This window comes from Pseudoalteromonas sp. THAF3, assembly GCF_009363775.1.
GTDB lineage: Bacteria > Pseudomonadota > Gammaproteobacteria > Enterobacterales > Alteromonadaceae > Pseudoalteromonas > Pseudoalteromonas ruthenica.
In genome coordinates this window covers 494,138-511,174 of sequence record NZ_CP045419.1, presented here as the reverse complement: position 1 = coordinate 511,174, position 17,037 = coordinate 494,138, and the positions used below count along the sequence as shown (strand labels likewise).

The 17,037-nt window shown below is 46.7% G+C and carries 14 protein-coding genes; 6 read left to right on the top strand and 8 right to left on the bottom strand.

What is annotated here, in order from left to right; genetic code table 11:
- Window positions 1-21 precede the first annotated feature (21 nt).
- Window positions 22-510 carry a MarR family winged helix-turn-helix transcriptional regulator gene (locus tag FIU82_RS17430; RefSeq protein WP_152441755.1) on the top strand — a complete coding sequence of 163 codons (489 nt, stop codon included), beginning with the start codon at window positions 22-24 and terminating at the stop codon, window positions 508-510.
- Here the strand turns inward: FIU82_RS17430 and FIU82_RS17425 are convergent.
- The 4 genes from FIU82_RS17425 to FIU82_RS17410 form a co-directional block, all read right to left on the bottom strand.
- Window positions 502-1,065 (bottom strand): uracil-DNA glycosylase family protein, encoded by a 564-nt coding sequence (locus tag FIU82_RS17425; protein WP_152441754.1) that lies wholly within the window; start codon window positions 1,063-1,065, stop codon window positions 502-504. The genes FIU82_RS17430 and FIU82_RS17425 overlap by 9 nt on opposite strands.
- Window positions 1,066-1,143: 78 nt before the next feature.
- Window positions 1,144-1,980, bottom strand: coding sequence for a DUF4434 domain-containing protein (locus FIU82_RS17420; RefSeq protein ID WP_152441753.1), 837 nt, complete (start codon window positions 1,978-1,980; stop codon window positions 1,144-1,146).
- Window positions 1,974-4,952, bottom strand: coding sequence for a hypothetical protein (locus FIU82_RS17415; RefSeq protein WP_152441752.1), 2,979 nt, complete (start codon window positions 4,950-4,952; stop codon window positions 1,974-1,976). Before FIU82_RS17415 ends, FIU82_RS17420 begins: the two co-directional genes overlap by 7 nt.
- Window positions 4,949-7,114, bottom strand: a complete 2,166-nt coding sequence (locus tag FIU82_RS17410) for a glycosyl transferase family protein (protein WP_152441751.1) — start codon at window positions 7,112-7,114, stop codon at window positions 4,949-4,951. Before FIU82_RS17410 ends, FIU82_RS17415 begins: the two co-directional genes overlap by 4 nt.
- 270 nt (window positions 7,115-7,384) lie before the next feature.
- Between FIU82_RS17410 and FIU82_RS17405 the strand changes: the two genes are divergently transcribed.
- The 3 genes from FIU82_RS17405 to FIU82_RS17395 are packed head-to-tail and all read left to right on the top strand — an operon-like array spanning window position 7,385 to window position 9,605.
- Window positions 7,385-7,705, top strand: a complete 321-nt coding sequence (locus tag FIU82_RS17405) for a hypothetical protein (protein ID WP_138508190.1) — start codon at window positions 7,385-7,387, stop codon at window positions 7,703-7,705.
- Window positions 7,702-9,267 carry a PepSY domain-containing protein gene (locus FIU82_RS17400; RefSeq protein WP_172972754.1) on the top strand — a complete coding sequence of 522 codons (1,566 nt, stop codon included), beginning with the start codon at window positions 7,702-7,704 and terminating at the stop codon, window positions 9,265-9,267. Before FIU82_RS17405 ends, FIU82_RS17400 begins: the two co-directional genes overlap by 4 nt.
- Window positions 9,264-9,605 (top strand): DUF3325 family protein, encoded by a 342-nt coding sequence (locus FIU82_RS17395; protein WP_022943519.1) that lies wholly within the window; start codon window positions 9,264-9,266, stop codon window positions 9,603-9,605. The genes FIU82_RS17400 and FIU82_RS17395 overlap by 4 nt, the downstream gene beginning before the upstream one ends.
- A 124-nt stretch (window positions 9,606-9,729) precedes the next feature.
- Here FIU82_RS17395 and FIU82_RS17390 read toward each other — a convergent pair whose 3' ends face one another.
- Window positions 9,730-10,140 carry a lipocalin family protein gene (locus tag FIU82_RS17390; protein WP_367648281.1) on the bottom strand — a complete coding sequence of 137 codons (411 nt, stop codon included), beginning with the start codon at window positions 10,138-10,140 and terminating at the stop codon, window positions 9,730-9,732.
- A gap of 270 nt (window positions 10,141-10,410) precedes the next feature.
- Between FIU82_RS17390 and FIU82_RS17385 the strand changes: the two genes are divergently transcribed.
- Window positions 10,411-10,944 carry a hypothetical protein gene (locus tag FIU82_RS17385; RefSeq protein ID WP_152441748.1) on the top strand — a complete coding sequence of 178 codons (534 nt, stop codon included), beginning with the start codon at window positions 10,411-10,413 and terminating at the stop codon, window positions 10,942-10,944.
- Between the two features lie 77 nt (window positions 10,945-11,021).
- Window positions 11,022-11,423: a response regulator gene (locus FIU82_RS17380; protein WP_138548215.1), complete on the top strand. Its 402-nt coding sequence runs from the start codon at window positions 11,022-11,024 to the stop codon at window positions 11,421-11,423.
- Here FIU82_RS17380 and FIU82_RS17375 read toward each other — a convergent pair.
- From FIU82_RS17375 to FIU82_RS17365, 3 genes are all read right to left on the bottom strand, one after another.
- Window positions 11,392-12,060 (bottom strand): class I SAM-dependent methyltransferase, encoded by a 669-nt coding sequence (locus tag FIU82_RS17375; RefSeq protein WP_152441747.1) that lies wholly within the window; start codon window positions 12,058-12,060, stop codon window positions 11,392-11,394. The genes FIU82_RS17380 and FIU82_RS17375 overlap by 32 nt on opposite strands.
- Window positions 12,061-12,138: 78 nt before the next feature.
- Window positions 12,139-15,801: an AAA family ATPase gene (locus FIU82_RS17370; RefSeq protein WP_172972753.1), complete on the bottom strand. Its 3,663-nt coding sequence runs from the start codon at window positions 15,799-15,801 to the stop codon at window positions 12,139-12,141.
- A complete protein-coding gene (locus FIU82_RS17365; RefSeq protein WP_152441745.1) occupies window positions 15,791-17,008 on the bottom strand; it encodes an exonuclease SbcCD subunit D C-terminal domain-containing protein in 1,218 nt (405 codons plus the stop codon). The genes FIU82_RS17370 and FIU82_RS17365 overlap by 11 nt, the downstream gene beginning before the upstream one ends.
- Window positions 17,009-17,037: the final 29 nt, after the last annotated feature.

The following is a 17,037-nucleotide window of genomic DNA, read 5'->3' as shown; positions in this document are numbered from 1 at the left end:
TGCCGTTTTGGTTCACTAAAGATGCAAAATTTAGATAATATACAAGCGCTGTGGGCTCGGGAGATGCCACAATTAGATACTTCTACCATGGCATTAATTGGTCGTTTGCAAATCGCCCACAAGCATATGACCTTAGCAATGAGCAAAACATTTCGCCGCTATGGGCTTTCCGAAGCAGGTTTTGATGTGCTTGCGACGTTAAGGCGCTCGGGCCCGCCTTATCGGCTCACGCCCAATCAACTGTTAGCGCAAATGCTGGTGACCTCAGGCAGTATGACCAGCCGCCTAAACCAGCTGCAAAAGCAGCAGCTGATCACTAGATCGCAAGATCAACAGGATAAGCGAATATGTTGGGTTCAGCTTACAGAGCAAGGTTTAGCACTTAGTAAAGAAGTGATCCAGGCCCATGTAGAAACCCAGCAAGCACTGTTAGCCGGGCTCAGCCGTGAGCAGCATCAGCAGCTGCTATCGGGTTTACAATCCTATTTACAGCAAGCGGGCTTAGAGTAAATCGGCCACTCGCTGTTGCAGATGCGGCAGAATTTCTTGTTCGAACCACGGGTTACGCTTGAACCAGCGATTATTACGAGGGCTTGGATGAGGTAAAACTAAGGTGTGTGGCCAGTAACTGCGCCAGTCTTGCACCGCAGCGGTGAGCGTTTTATAACGTTTGGGTAGATGATAAGCCATTGCATACTGACCAAGGACGAGAGTCAACTGCCGCTTAGGTAAGGCAGCTAACACCTGCTCTCGCCATGTTACAGCGCACTCTTCTCGCGGAGCTAAATCTCCGTGCTGAGCGGTGCCAGGATAGCAAAACCCCATCGGCGCGATAGCGAATAAGTGCGGGTTATAAAATTGCTGCTCATTGACTCCTAACCATTGCCTGAGGCGATCGCCACTGGCGTCGGCAAACGGTTTGCCACCCTGGTGAGCTCGCATTCCGGGTGCTTGACCAGCAATTAGAATAGGTGCCTCACTATCAAGTTGAATAATAGGCTTAGGCGCCAAAGGCAAATGTTCGGCACATAAAGTGCAAGCACGAATCTTATCTGCTAGTTGCATCTTCACTTAGGTATATTGTTTTTGCCTAGCCTAAGGGCTAGCCACATATTGTGGCAACCCCCTTTACACTTTACCGAGTCATTCACTAGCAAAGTAGTTAGGTAGCATGTAGCGCAGTGAAAAAAACCAGCTTGGTCGGCACTCATCGCTTAGCCTGTGCTCCACAGACTCATTGAATATTTCTGCAATAACGTGAATATGACTGCCCTTTTGGCAAACATATTTTTGCACTCCCTGACGCTGATCGCTTGATAAAACTTGAGTACCCACCCCATCTTGCCACAGTATTTCCAGGTCGGTGTGCTGCGCTAACCGCTCAAGTAAATAAGCGTATTGTCGCGGTAAACTATGCCCCGCATAGAAGCTTGAGATATACACTGGCTTAGCAGGAGCAAGAGTAGCTAATTGATCATTCAAGGCGCTGAGGTAATCGATTAACAATTGCTGTTTTGCATGGCTTTGCCAGTTAAGGTCATCGATTTCATCACTGATATACCAACCAGCAAATGCTGGCAGTTTAGTAAACGCTTGCCAGCGTCGGGCAACGTCGAGATGACGGTTATACAAGCCGCGCAGATAAAAGTGTAGTGCTCGAGGTTGCTGTTGAATGCGTCGGTAGTAGCTATTTTCATGATACAGCCCAACGACTATTTTTAATCCTTGAGCATTGGCTTGATGAAAAAGTTGCTGTAGTCGAGAGCGGCCCTCTTCATCAATGAACTGGCTATGCTCATGCTGGCTCCATTGCAGGGCAATGGTATCAATTTGACGCTCTCGTAACTGCAGCATTACTTCTTGCCATTGGCCCTTTGTTAGCTCGCTGTCGCTATTTAATGGCTGATAAATAACCACATTCGCTTGCACAGCTATACTGCATAGCAGCAACGCTATCATTGCTGTATATCGCCCTACCATGACCACTCCAGATTCAAACTTGCCACATTATCGCCCTCTCGTTCACCGTTGAGAACATGCTGTACTAATAGTTTTAGCGATGCCTGGCGGCGATATGCGGTTATATCATCACCTCCTGACCACCAATGCACCCCAACACCTGCACCTACGCGGGTATCTTGACGCTCACTCGAGCGCGTCCATTGACCGTTCACATAAGGTTGCCAAGTCAGCGCTTGCTGATTTTGAGTATGCAATTTAAAGTGATAACCACCTTGGTATTGTGCGAACTGCGCATCACGTCCAGACTTAAGCCAATGTGCGGCTTCCAAATACAAACTTTGTTGCAGCCACCCTTGTGCATCAGTTTGCCAATCCCGCGTATTGCCACCTAGACTGAATAAGTCCGTAGCGGCCTTAAGCAAGATATCGACATCGTTGTTGCGCAGCTGCCACTGCGGCTCGATAGCAAACTGGAGGTCGAGCGAAGCCAATGGCTGCCAGCTGTATCCTAAAGCGAGTGTGCTGTCATGTTGTTGGCTATCTTTTTGTACAAAAGCCCGTGCGTACCACTGATGAGTATCCTGCGCATGCCAGTGGTGCTGTAAATATTTGCTGTAACGCAGCTCTATAAACCCACCGTATCTCAAGCTTTGTGAGGTAGCGCCTATATCGATGGGCCTCAACTGCTCACCAAATTGTGCTTGCAGCAACCAACGTGATTGCGCCAATAAATCTCGCCGCAAGCGCTTGAGTTGTTGTTTAGGTTCCTGTGCAAGCTCCATGGTGTCCATGTTAGTCGCCGCGATAGTGGCATGATGCAGGGCATTATCTAACTCATTAGTCACAACATAACTATAAGCAAGCTGCTGGTGCATAGGATAAAGGTCGGGTTGATTGGCTAGGTAATGCTGCATTAGCGGAGCCGCTTTTGCAGCGCGATCTACGTCAATATACAAGTACGCAAGCTCTGCTTGGGTGTGTAGCGCCAACGCCTCGGTAGGTTGGCGTTCGATATCGCTGAGCAGTGTGAACGTTTGCTGCGTTTTACCTTGACGCCAGTATAGACGAGCCAGAGCTATTTGCTCAGAAACATCGGAGTGGTTTTCAAGCAGCCACACTAAGCTCTTCTCTTGCGTATGTAGATCGTTAACATACCGGGCAAGCTGCAGTTGTAATTGATAAAAGCTGATTGTTTTAGGCTCATGCAAACGCACTAAGCGATGCAACCATGTCATCGCTTGCGTGTATTCGTTGACTTTCAACGCACTAGCAATAGCATTAAAAAAGTGCGGCTGCTCTGTCAGCTGCGAGTCAAGCTCTAGCCAGTACTCATACGCCCGCACATGCAAGCCAAGCACTTCACTCAAGTGAGCAAGTTGAACCCGGCTTTCAGTGCTGCTTGGGTTTGTTGCTAAGGCCGCTTGGAACAACGCATACGCTCGCTCTTTATCGCGCTCAATAAAGCAATATCCTAATTGCTGTAAAGCTTGCTCTTTCGCAGGCTCAACCAACCATTGTGCAGCTAACTGACACTCACCAATAGCTGAGGCGAAGCTCATTAACGTCTGTCGCTGAGCTGGTGATGCTTGTCTTGATTGCACTAAAGCAAGCGCATCACTGAGCGTATCCGACTGAGTTTTCTTAAGGCTTTGTAAGTAACGATAGGTCAGCTCAGCATCTTGATCTTGTTGTTGTGAAAAAGGCCAAAAGGGCGCCAATATATGTGTAACTAGCTCATACTGCTGACGCTGTATCGCCATATGCGATGCCTGCTTCGCATAGCTCAAGCGCTGAGGATAAAGGCGCGCTAATAACAGCCACTGCTGATAGGCTTTATCTTCATTACCGACCTTTTCATAGCCTATGGCAAGTTGCCGCTGCTGCGCCTCACTCAGACTCTGCTGCGCCTCAAATATTGCCAGCCACTGACTGTGGTCTTCCATTGCTTGCGCCACTTGTACCGCTCTTGAGCGCCAAAACTCACCATTTTCGGCGTGTTGCAATGAGTAATCATACAGGCGTTGACGCCATTGCTGAGAGTAAGTCGAGGCATAAGCCATAAGCACAAGTAACTGCTGCTCTTGTTCTATATTTAACTCGGCTTCACTTAATGCCGCTATGGTTCGCGATAAAACCTCTGGTTGCTGAGCTTGCATGGCAATATCAGCTCTTTGCAATAGACGCGAGATAGCCCTTGGTAGCGCGGCATTAAGCGTCAGAGAAAGTGACCAATCTTTGTTGTATATCGCCGCTTGCAACCATTGGCGACGCTCCTGCTCACTCAATGCAACGTGTTGCTGATAGAGGCTAAACTGTTCACTGGCCACCTTGAAATGTTGCGCTCCTAAAAGCGCTTGTATCAAGTGTTTACGCACACTGGTTTGCTGCTCTAGGTGAGTTATATCATTAATACAACTGGCAACTGCGTCATACTTTTTTTCGTTTAGCAGTGCGAAACAATAGGCTGGGCGAACTTCTTCGAGCCCGTAACGAGAGATCACTTGATGGATGAACTGCGCGCGAGCTCGTTCGCTTATCATTTGTGCACTCAACGCAGCTAGTTCGGTGCGCTGGGTGAGACTAAAGCGCTCATCTGCCAAAAGCTGATCAGTGTACACAATAAACAACTCAGCTTGATGCTTAAGCCCAAGTTGTTGAAAGTGTAACAATACTTCGCGCCATTTCTGCTGCCGCATAAGCACTTGTTGGTACTGGTCTATAAGCTTCGATAACTGTGGCCAATGTTGCTGCTGGGCCGCAACAAATAACAATCGCTCCACTACATAGGGGTTATTCGGCGTTACAGCTAATGCCTTATTCAACTCTTCATTAGCGAGCTCATAACGACCCTCATCAATATAGCGGTACGCCATATCGACATAAGGATAAAGTAAGAACTGAGTATGCTCAGGGTATCCTTTACCAGCCTCAAAACTAGGTGCTGATAACGCTGTCATTGAGGTCAATAGAAAAAGCCACAGAAGTTTCATAACGACACCTCTGATGAACTCGCTGGCTTGTCACTTACCAAAGGTCTGCGCATAATGCGCTGCGCTAGTTCAAGGGTTTGCTCATCAATGACACCTTTGGCAATAAGATAATCACCTACCCCTGAGTCGCTATTCTCTTGGCCGATCATCACTTGGTTAGCAACGGAAGGGCTGAGCATAGCCACTTCGCTAATTGCTTCAAACTCACTGTAATGGGCATTTACAAAATGCGGCCAATCCGCACGACGAGCACGACGCTGAAGATTCGCATAGCTGTAGGCCGAGTCATCACTAAAATGCATTTTGAGCGCCACAGTGACCTGTCCCGGCTGGGCAATATAATACCTAACTTTATAACCGACTTTACGGCTTATAGCCCCTAAGGCCACCGGCGACAAGTGCTGTTCACTCGCAATATGTAGTACACCTTTGTCCAAAAACAATCCAACAATGGCGTAGCGCACAGCGACCGCTTTATGAATACCGAGATCACTTTGCTCTGGCGTAGACAGGGGCGGACAAGAACGATATTCAACACCCGCCTGCTCGGCTATCGCTTGCGCTAATTGCTCACCGCTGAGCAAGCCTTGCTGCATTAAATAACGCCCAAGTTTTACTCTGCCCTGCCCTTGCGTGAGCGCATTGTGCAGTTGCTCTTTGTTAATAGCCCCTGCTGAGAGCAGTATTTCACCCAGAGGTCGATAGCTTGCCCGTGCTTCCCCTAATGAGGGAAAGTCATGGCTGGTTTTGTCCCAAGCTACGCGTTTAACATCACCCATTTCGAGAATTTGTCTGACAGCACGAATATTGGCAAAGAAGTTAATAATATTGCCCCACACCATACGTGGGATCGAAAGAACCCCTTGAATACATCCGTAATAGCGCGTAACAAATACAAAGCGTTGCAGCATGCGATTAGCTAGCAGCACGGCGTTGGCCCACAACACCGCACTTAGCCAGGGCTCATCACCATAAATTGAGAGAAAGTTATAAGCACTACCGGAGAGTTGTTGGTAACCCCAAATACAGGCGAGCTGAAATAACACCAGTAGCGCGACAAAGCCAATGAAGTTAGTGAGACCGCCGCGACGGTCCCGCCAAAGAAAGTAATTTAATTTCCAATCTCGCGTCCATGCATGGGATTTCATACCCTGAAATACGATACCAATGATCCATCGCGACTTTTGCCGCACGGCTGTAGTGAACGTATTCGGGAAGTACTCCCGTACACAAACTACGCTGCTATAACTTGCAGATTTCAGGCTCCCCTTATTGATCTGCTGCTTGTGCGTGTCGGTCAGCACGGGAAAATGAATGAAGACTTCTGACATACCGTGTTGCTTGAGGCGAAAGCCAATGTCGTAATCTTCAGTTAAACTTTGTACATCGAAGGCGATACCATCGCCTTGCTCGATAAGCAATTGAATTGCCCGGCGACTAAAACAAGTGCCAACGCCGGCACTTGGGACTTGCCCAACCAAGGCTTCTCGCACGGGCACGTCTTTGCCATGAATTTCTGCAAATTCATCTAGGTAGCTGCCACTGGTAAACTCATACCACTGTCGCTCGAATGGAAATACTGGCAGTTGAATGAGATCTTTACGCTCAACGAGGTAGTTGAATAAACGCATTTCCATGGCACTGAGTACATCTTCTGCGTCATGAAGAATAAACCCTTGGAAGGCAAATTTTGCTTGCGATTCGAAGGTAAATATAGAGGCGATGATATTATTGAGGCAATCCGCCTTACTCGTTGGCCCAGGGCGCGCGCACACCACTTTGTGGACATTAGGAAATCGCGCGCATACGGCGTCAACATCAGCTTGAGTCTTGTCGTCGTTAGGGTAAGTACCGACAAATATATGATAGTTCTCGTAATCTAATGTCGATGCCGCCAGTTCCGCCATCGGTCCTACAACTCCGTGTTCTTGCCATGCAGGTACCATAATTGCGAGCGGTTGCTCAGCTTTCTCTTTCAACTTTGAATAGTGCAGCTTGGGGTGTTTGCGATAGATGACCAACCGCCGGTAGCATTTTCGACCCCAGTACACGAGATCAATAAACAGATCGTCTAAACCAAAAATAAGCAGTAAAACGCTTAACGCATATACCACATATTTAAGTACAAAGAGGTAACTCGCGAACCAATACAACACATCCACAACAACAGCACTTCCTAGAACAACACAAAACTAGTAAAAAAGAGTGAGCGATCTTATAGCAAAAAAGCATAAATAGGAACGCAAAAAAGGCCATTGAAATGACGTGTAATATTATGAATTATAAGGGTTTTAATAAAAAACATCGTGTTAACCGTGAGCCAACAATTAACTAACGGTTCATTTTCAATTCATTTAAGCAAATACGAATCACTATCTTTTAGTTTTATAATCTATATAATGGCTCGTTTTTGGTACAATAGCCTGCAGACTATGGATTTTCAGTTATCACCCTGGCTTATCAAGTTACGTATCGCCAGCTCTCATTATCGCGCCCTTGTGGTTTATCGCTTTATTGCCGCCATTGTTGGAGGCTACTTATTAACCGCCTTAAGCACAGCTGTATTAGGGGTCGCCCTGCCATTACAACCTAGTGATGCGGTATTACTGGCTGTAAGCTTATCGATATTGATATATGCCTGTATCTTCATCTATACCTTTAGTGTGCGCTCTGTCGCTAAAGTATGGATCACTATTTTACTAACTAGTGCTGCGCTCACCGCTCTGCTGGCATTCATGGAGGAATGGCTATGAAGGACACCTTCTTTCGTTCAATGACATGGCTACACACCTGGGTAGGTTTATTGGTCTGTTGGTTACTCTTTCTCATATTTATTGCTGGCACGCTTGCGTTTTTCCGTTGGGAACTCAACTTTTGGGCTAAACCTGAGATACATCATTTTGAACAGCCCCAGCAGCGTGTTGCCGCGCAGCAAGCTCAGATAACCCAAGGATTTGCATACTTACAGCAACAGGCACCTAAGTCCGAGCGCTGGAATATTTCCTTGGCTGATGAGCGTAAAGACTGGCTTACCTACTCTTACCAAGAGCCACGTGAGCCCGGTAAACGTGCGCCTTGGCAAGACTATTATGTCAATCCTAAAACGCTAGAGTGGGTCGATACAGTCAGAGAATCCAAAGGTGGGCATTTCTTTTATCGCCTGCACTTTGATTTGCATTACCTCGACGTCAGAACAGCACGTTGGCTGGTCTGTTTTGCCAGCTTGTTTATGCTTATTGCGCTAATAACTGGGGTGGTCATTCATAAACGGATCTTTAAGGATTTATTTAGCTTGCGCACCAATAAAGGCGTACGCAGCTGGCTTGATAGCCATAACTTATCATCTGTGCTAGCGCTGCCTTTTCATATCATGATCACCTATACAGGGCTTATTACCCTTATTTTTATGCTTTTCCCCTACCCGACGATGACCGCCTACGACGATGGTTTACGCGGCTTCTATGCCGATGTCTTTAACTTTCAGCGCACCGAGCCTGCCAACGAGCCCACAGCCATGGTGGGTGTTAATACACTGCTGGATCAACTTTATACTAAGTGGCCGGATGCAGATATAAGGCAAGTACGTATTGACCACCCTAACGATCGCAGTGCATCGGTACGCTTTATTATTGATAGCGGCAAGGCCATTGTCGACAGGCCGCCGAGCATCACGTTTAACGCCACGACGGGCGAGGTGATAGACATTAATGAAGTAGATAGAAGCGTCAGTGAAGCCGTCTACGATGGCATGATAGCCTTGCATGCGGCGCGCATGGCACAGCCCGTGTTGCGCTGGCTTTACGTATTATGCGGTTTAGCAGGTTGTATCATGATAGCGAGCGGCGCAATCATGTGGGCAAAACGCTTACACCAACGCAATAAAAAGCAGCGCCCCGCGATAGGTCTACGCACGGTAGATAGCCTTAACCTGGGTACGTTTATGGGCTTGCCTTTAGCAACCTTGGCATTTTTTTATGCCAATCGGTTATTGCCAATGAATGTGAGTGAGCGCGCCGACAAAGAGATACTGGCTTTCTTTCTAACCTGGGCAGCGGTGCAAGCATGGGCGGTATTCAAGCCTTATAGCTGGCGATTATTAAATGCCATCATTGCTGGCGCCTGTATCGGTCTTGTTGCCATTAACAGCATGACCACGCAGGGCAGTTTGCTGCACTTTATTGATAGCCAGCAATGGACTTTGTTGGGCTTCGATTTAGTTTGTTTATTTGCAGCAACCTGCTTCGCCTACGCGGCCTATCGTGGTAACCGCAAGCAGCGCACTTGGTTGGGCTCGTTAGAGGAGTTAAGCGTATGATAGAACTGCTTTGTTTTATACTGTGTATCATCGCTTTTAGTTGCTTTGCGCATGCCAAAGCAACTCATTACCGAGATATATATGGTGTGCGCCCCAATGCTCGGTTAGTTAGTAAAATTTTGATCTGTGCTTGGATCAGTATTTTACTAAGCATGACCATAGCGATTGCCGCGCTGGGTAGTTATGGGGTACTACTGTTCTGCGGGTTTATGGCGGTCAGTGTATTGGCCATCACACTGTGTCTTAGCTTCAGCCCGAAATGGCTCAAAGCACTGACCTTTTGCTGCACGGCTTCACTACTAGCAGTGCTTACAACTATTCTGATTGCCAGTCAATAAACCGAATTTTTACTAAGTTTCTAGATCAGTATTTTACTAATAAGTAGGTAAAATACTGATCTGTAAACCCCCTTTACATTTTATACCTGAATTATCAGTTAGCAGCGAACTTATCGCAGGTATATTATTGCTGCACCTCAATCAAATTTTCTACCGCAAACCCCGCTGATCTAAGTTGCTCTTCAAAGTCTTCTAAACGCTGCTCATCAACTTCTTTTTCACGCGCGAGTAACCATGCATAGTCGGTGTTATAACCACTTACATAAGCATATTGATAGTTTTCTTGGTCTAATCCAAACACAACATATGAGGAATAAAAAGGGCCGAAGAAAGAGACTTTAAGATGACCAGTATTCGTATCGCCAACAAACTTGGCTTTACCTTCAGCTTGGGACCATTGTTGCTCTTCTGCGTTAAAGCCGCGATTAATAACCTTGACGCTGCCATCATCATTCTGGCTATACGTCGCAGTGACGCGACTTAAGCCTTCTTCAAAGGGGTGGGGCATTCGGGCTATTTCATACCATGTGCCCATGTAACGCTCTAGATTAAAAGGGCTAACTGGGGACACCTTGTCAGGTACAGAAGTACAAGCAGTTAATACAACTGTTAGTAAAATTATGATCTGTGCGCGCATAGCATGAGCTCCAAGTAAATATAGTCTTTAATCGGGTATAACCGAACAATACAGTAATGACCTCTGTACGAGATAAAGCTTATAACCGCTTAAAAATCATAGCAATAATTTACTATCTTGCTTAAGATCAGTTTTTTACTAAGTGCTTCAAGCGATAGGTAGTATTAGGTGACAATAAAAGCGATAGGCCTAGGGCAAAGCGATGCGGCAATCAGAGTGTATGTAAAAAACCGCCCAAACCTGATTCAGTTTCAAACTTTAAGCGATACCTTGCCATTGCAAGCAGGGCAGATAGCACAAATAAACGCAGAGGCAGGGAACGGTTGGCGAAAAGTATTTAATGTCTATGCAAAGTGGCTATATCAACTAGCTCCTAGTTGTTTGGCCTTAAAAAGTGTAGACACATGGCAACAATTTAGAGATCAAACACTACTGCAAAACCACTCACAAACGGCGTTGCTCTTTAGCGAGCCTGACGTAACCGACCCTGACGCAGCGCTACATATTATTGCCGGAAAAACTCATGCTAAAGAGCTCGCAGCAAATGAACAACTTGGTATAAATCTGATCTGGCTTAACGATGAGTTCGCTATATCGCCCACACAACGTATTATCGTGTGCCCCTATTTTGATTACCGACAACTCAATAACGCCAAAATCGATATTCTTTGTGAGCTCATCCACACCCATATCAACTTATAGGATGGTTCTTAGGCGACACCACGAAAGTATAAAAATTGACTACACTGTAAGAAGTTACCATGTAGGCGAGATACCAAGTGAAGATATTAGTCGTTGATGATATGCCGTTAATGCGCCATGTACTTATTAATATGCTGCGTAAACTGGACTACGACGATATCGTAGAGGCCACCGATGGTGAGCAGGCACTGTCGTTATTGGAAAAAACACGGTTTGATCTAGTACTGACCGACCTCAACATGCCAAAGGTCAATGGCAAAGACTTATTTCTTACTATTCGTAAACACGATGACTGGGGTTATATTCCAGTCATCGTAGTGACCTGCGAAGATAAGAAAGAGGTAGTGACTGATATGATTAGCGCTAAGGTTGATGGTTTCATCATTAAGCCGTTTTGTTTAAACACGCTGAAAAAACAGCTTGAGCGCCTTAAAAAGTTACATCACACTACGACTGACAACGTATTGCATAACCAGTAAAGCCTAGCGCTTTGAAGTAGCAGCGGGCGATACCATAACCACACTGTTCAAGTAGTTCAGCCAAACGCATACGATCCAGTGGGTAAAACTCATGCTCTAGATTGTGGCGCATACGCTCGACACCCGCATCACTTAACCCTAATTGTTGGCAAGCAATGAACTGCGCATCACGTTCAAACTGAGTTTCAGGCTTCATTAAATCAGCGAGCCACAACCATGCTTGGGGCGCTAATTGCTGGCGTATCGACTTTAATAACGCTGCTTTATCACCATTATCTGCCAAGAAATGTAATACCAATAGGCACAACGCACCGTCAAATTGTTGCTGTAATTGGCCAATATCACCACAGTGGCATGTTACCCGCGCGCTTATTCCCGCTTCATCAAAGCGCTGCTCAGCTATTGCCAGCATATCAGCGGAAATATCCTGAGCCACAAAGTGCATATTGGGGTTTGCTTTGGCAAGCGCCACCACTTCTTTACCTGTGCCCGCACCCACGACTAAAATGGACGCCGACGAGCTTAACTGAGCTTGGCATTGTGCTTGTGTGAGCTGATGCAACAACTCATAACCGGGCACTAGACGGCTAATACGCTCGTCATAATTAGTCGCTTCTTCACCTTGAAAACTAGGCATAATACCTCCTTGATTTAATATCGACTACAGCGATGACTGTGTTCATTAGCATAGCGCAAGCACATGAACTAAGAATGATTATTCACACTCCACCACAGAGTAACCGCCGGGACGTTTGCGTACCTTTACCTGCGTTGCGACACGTTCAGTAAGTTGCGGTATGTGCGATATCACCCCGACTTTGCGGCCCTGCGCTTGCAGGTTATCAAGTGCATCCATAGCAATGCTCAATGTTTCACTGTCCAATGTGCCAAACCCCTCATCAATAAACAAGGACTCAATTTTGACCTTATTGGACGATAGCGACGCCAACCCTAAGGCGAGAGCTAATGACACTAAAAAAGATTCACCACCGGAGAGGGTATTCACGCTGCGTTGCTCATCAGCCATATCGTGATCAATGATAGCTATATCGAGCGTGCCCGTAATACGAGTGAGACGGTAGCGCTTCGATAAGGCGTGTAAATGTTGGTTGGCGTAACCAAGCAATATAGCCAAAGTTTGGCTTTGCACTAAGTTTCGCAATCGCTTCCCTTGGGCATCGCCTAGTGCGCTGTTTAAGGTAGTCCAAGTAGCAAGTTGCTGTTGTAGATCTTTCAACTGCTCTCCTTGCTCGGCTAAGCGTTCGGCGTTTTGCCGATGATTTTCTAGTCGTGCACCGAGTAAGGTTAAGGCTTGCTGACTGTCATCGAACTGCTCATCCAATTGCCGCTTTTGCGCTTCAAGCTCTGTTAAATTTTTGTCCGGACGGCTTTTTACTAACTGTTGTAAGCGACTCTCACTGTGTTCTAGCTGAGCCTGAAAACGCACTTGGGTTTGCTCTAATGTCGCGTGCTCAGTGAGTACCGCTTGTACTTGTTGTTTGTCTTGAGTTAGTAAATTTTTGATCTGCTCAATTGTTAAGGCCTCATCAAAGGCTCTGTAGTCCTGGTACCAGACATCAAAGGCTTTTTTTAACTCTTCAATGTCTTGTTGTAACTGGGAACAATTTTTTACTAAGTGCTGGTATTCACTTTGCTCCTGCTCATACCGGCGCTGCTGTTGCTGACACGCTGCTTGCTGCGTGTCTAGTGTCTGCTGAGCCTTTTCGATGGACTCTTCCAGCTCCTCTAGTTGCGCTTTGGGATCTTGCCCGTGAGCTATAAGAGTACTGCGCTCAGTTAGTAAATGAGTGATCTCTTGCTCTTGCATTTGCAGTTGCTCGGCCAGCTTTTGCTGCTGAGATTGCAGTGACTCTAGCTTAGTAAAAATCTGATCTCGCTGCTGATTAAGCTGCGTAGTCTGTTGTTGGGCCCGGGCGTACTCATTTTGCAGCTGCTCAAATTGCTGTTTTTGCTCAACCAATTGCTGCCAAAGTTTCGCTAGCTGATGAAGACTATCTTGCCACCATGGCGCTTCACTGAAGTGCTCTCGCAGCTCTGCGATGCTCTGTTGGCATTGCTGCTGCTCAGTTTCAAGTTCGTAAGCAAGACGCTGCGTTTGTAGCTGCAGTTGCTGACGTCGCTGTTCACCGCGTTGTAATTGCCCCTGCAATTCGCCGCTGTTGTGTTGCTGAACCTTTAACTCAGATCGTAATTTTACTAACTGTTGCTCTAACTGTTCCAACTGCTGGTATTGCTGTTGGATATCCGCGATAGGCTTAGTAAAATCCTGATCGCTAAGCTCATCAAGGGGTTTACCTTGAATAAAGGGCTCTAGCTGCTGCGCTAATTGTTGTAGCTGCGACTTCAGCTGTTGCTCAGTAGCGCTGACATTATCAATTTGTTGCTGTGCTAACTGGATCTCTGTTTGCAAAACATGCCGCTTAGTATAATGCTGATCCAGATTTTTTTGGGCCGTTGCGTAAGCCTGTTCAAAGTCAGCTAATAACGCAGCAAAAGCATGATTATTGTCATCATTTTCAGCAAAAGGATGATGTTCAGAACCACACACCATACAAGGCTCACCACTTTTAAGCTGAGTACGTAAATGCGTGATCTGCTCGCTTGCACGCAGTTTAACCTGCTCATAGGCCTGGCGTGCATGCGACAATTGCTGCTCTAAAACTGAGTGATGTTGCGAAGCCTCATGCAGCTGTTGTTGCTTTTGTTCAAGCTCTGCATGAAGAGATTGCTGTTGATGACGCACAGTTACAAGCTGACGGTTACTACTATGCCATTGTTGAAAACGCTCCAAGGCCTGTTGCCATGTGCCTAACTGACGCTGAAGCTCAGTTGCAGAAAAGGCTTCAGGCTGCGGCTGTAAACTTACTATTTGCTGCTCAAGTGCTTGTATCGACTGCTGGAATGTGGTGTTTTCTTCATTGAGTGTAGCAAGGCTTTGATCAAGCTTTGAAAGCTCGTTATTAGATGCCTGTAACTGCTCATTTTTTTCTTTATATGTGGCATCATAACTATTAATACGCTGCCAAAGATGATGGTAATGAGACCAATTTTTTACTAACTCAGCGAGCCAAGGTTGTGATTCTAATTGCGTCGTGTATTCATCAAGGCGTCTATTACTCTCATCCACTTGTGCAGCGAGGTTTTGGCTTTGCTGCGTCAATTGCAGCTGCTGTGCGCTCGTCTGTTCGAACTCAGAGCGTTTTGCCGCGAGCACCTCCTTCTTCTGTGCAATTTTTACATCCAGTGCCACGGCGGCATTGAGTTTTTCTTTGCGCTGCGCATATTGCTGTTGCGCATGGCGCAGCTGTTGTTGTGCTAATTGTTGCTGCTGTTCGCCGTGTTGCCATACACTTTTAGCATCACTGCGTGTTAGCTCTTCTTGCCGAGTTTGCTGTTGCGCCAAACGCTGTTGCAATCGTGCTGTGGAAGTAAGGTTATCTTCAATTTGCCAACATTGCTTAACTCGCTGAGCCTCTCTCACCCTGGGTTCTAATCGCTCTAGGCTGTTACTCGTAGTTTGTATACGCTGTTGAAGGTCAGCGATTTCATGTTGTAATTGTTGCTCGGCTGCGAACCATTGGAGGTGTTTAGCAACCTGTTCTCGTCGTTTTTGGCATTGTTGCTGCTGCTCGATATACTGATGTTGCTGCTCGTTAAGCTCCTGTAATTGTTGCTCATCAAGAATATCAACCGCATCCATAGAAGCCTTAAATGCCTCGACGTCATTAAGCTTGGCTTTGTAACCAGAATACACGCGTTGACCTACAACAGAGTACTTTTGTGTACCACTTAAACGCTCAAGCAATACTGCACGCTCATCGCCTTGCGCACGTAAAAAAGCAGAAAACTCGTTTTGTGCTAGCATCACCGCACGCGTGAACTGCTCGAAATTAAGTCCAACTAACCGCTCAATGGTTTTTTTTGTCTCAAGTTTACCATCACTCACCAACTGCTCTTGCGGCATAAGGTACAGTGCATGAGTGGGTGCTTGTAATTTACCGTTTGGTTTTTTACGTGCTCGGGTCACTTGCCAGAGGGCGCGGTAATGGGCGCCATCGATGGCCATAAAATCAACTTTGACCCATCCTATACCGGTACCACGACGCAATAGATGACGCGGATCATTGAGGCGCACATTGTCACCATTAAAGTCTACTTTTTGTGTGCTTTCATTGCTCAACCGGGCGGTTTTATCATATAAACCTAAACATAGTGCATCCAATATAGTGCTTTTTCCAGCCCCTGTGTCACCAGTTATGGCAAACAAGCCAGCGTCTCGCAGGGGAGGGCGGCTAAAGTCGATATCGGCATCGAGCAAAGAGGCTAAATTATGGATTTGTAGGCGATTAATCTTCATTATTCCCCTCCTGCTCAACATCCTGTACTAACTGCGCAAACAAGTCTTTAACCTCGTTGGTAATATCGTGATCTTCAAGCTCATCATGCTCGTTGACGGCTTCACTCAATAAGTGCGCAGCGTCTAGGCGCTCTACTTGCGATAAGTCTTGTAGTTCAAGTTCATCGTTTTTACTCTCCCGTTGCGAGCGCACCCGTTCCACGCCACAAAAAAGTAAATCTTTGCCTTGAAGTGCATGCTCGATTTGCTCGCGAAAGTCGGTGGCAAGCTCTTTACTCGAGAGGCGAACGCGAATGTACCCTTGCTCATCATCAGGGCCGGGTAACTGCCGAATCTGCTCACATACTTGAGCTAGCGGCAGTAGGGTAGCCTCAGGAACAAGGTGTAATTGCCGATGCCGAGGAATGTAAAGGGGGTTGACACTTTGCAAGGCATTATCTTGTACCTCTAACAGCAAAACTTGGTGATGATATTGACGTTCCGAAAACGACATCGCGAAGGGCGTGCCACTGTAACGAATGTATTCTTTAGCGTTAACACTTTGCGCTTTATGCAAGTGGCCGAGGGCAACATAACAGGCTTGGGGCGGAAAAACATCAGCGCCGATGGCATCTTCACCGCCAATGACTAAAGCGCGCTCTGAGTCCTCGCTGACAGTGGCACCCCGAGCATGTAGATGGCCCATGGCGATAACATTGGAGTCGTCCTCAAGCTGACATTGCTCAAGCATAAGTTGGTAGGCCTCTTTGACCGCCTGAGCATAACTCATTTGTGCATCAGGGATATCACTGGCACGCAGATAGGGCAGGGCAAGAATCGCACAGTGCTGATCACCACAAGTAATGTTAATGACACTCAACTCGGGGCGCTGAAAATCAAAGCGACCGACTACATGAGTGTCAAACTGTGCCAGTAATGGCTGTGCTGTGGTAATGCGTTTCGCACTATCATGATTACCGGCAATAATCACTATATGTAGGGTAGGGCAGGCCGCCTTAGCCGCTTTAACAAATTCATATAGCTGATTCTCCGCTTGTGTTGGCGGAGTGGCAGTGTGATAGATATCGCCGCTAATCAACAGTACGTCAACAGCTTGGCGATTTAATTCACCAATAAGCCAGGTTAGAAAGGCGTGGTGTTCTTGCACTCGAGTATGCTCATAAAAAAGCTGACCCAAGTGCCAATCAGAGGTGTGGAGTAAGCGCATCAGTACGTTAAATTATTTGCTATTGCGCC

What these genes read in the sequence shown, in the direction of transcription:
- FIU82_RS17430 (WP_152441755.1), top strand. Translation starts at nt 22, where the DNA reads ATGCAAAATTTAGATAATATACAAGCGCTGTGGGCTCGGGAGATGCCA.
- FIU82_RS17425 (WP_152441754.1), bottom strand. Translation starts at nt 1,065, where the DNA reads ATGCAACTAGCAGATAAGATTCGTGCTTGCACTTTATGTGCCGAACAT.
- FIU82_RS17365 (WP_152441745.1), bottom strand. Translation starts at nt 17,008, where the DNA reads ATGCGCTTACTCCACACCTCTGATTGGCACTTGGGTCAGCTTTTTTAT.
- FIU82_RS17405 (WP_138508190.1), top strand. Translation starts at nt 7,385, where the DNA reads ATGGATTTTCAGTTATCACCCTGGCTTATCAAGTTACGTATCGCCAGC.
- FIU82_RS17400 (WP_172972754.1), top strand. Translation starts at nt 7,702, where the DNA reads ATGAAGGACACCTTCTTTCGTTCAATGACATGGCTACACACCTGGGTA.
- FIU82_RS17420 (WP_152441753.1), bottom strand. Translation starts at nt 1,980, where the DNA reads ATGGTAGGGCGATATACAGCAATGATAGCGTTGCTGCTATGCAGTATA.
- FIU82_RS17415 (WP_152441752.1), bottom strand. Translation starts at nt 4,952, where the DNA reads ATGAAACTTCTGTGGCTTTTTCTATTGACCTCAATGACAGCGTTATCA.
- FIU82_RS17390 (WP_367648281.1), bottom strand. Translation starts at nt 10,140, where the DNA reads ATGGGCACATGGTATGAAATAGCCCGAATGCCCCACCCCTTTGAAGAA.
- FIU82_RS17375 (WP_152441747.1), bottom strand. Translation starts at nt 12,060, where the DNA reads ATGCCTAGTTTTCAAGGTGAAGAAGCGACTAATTATGACGAGCGTATT.
- FIU82_RS17370 (WP_172972753.1), bottom strand. Translation starts at nt 15,801, where the DNA reads ATGAAGATTAATCGCCTACAAATCCATAATTTAGCCTCTTTGCTCGAT.
- FIU82_RS17395 (WP_022943519.1), top strand. Translation starts at nt 9,264, where the DNA reads ATGATAGAACTGCTTTGTTTTATACTGTGTATCATCGCTTTTAGTTGC.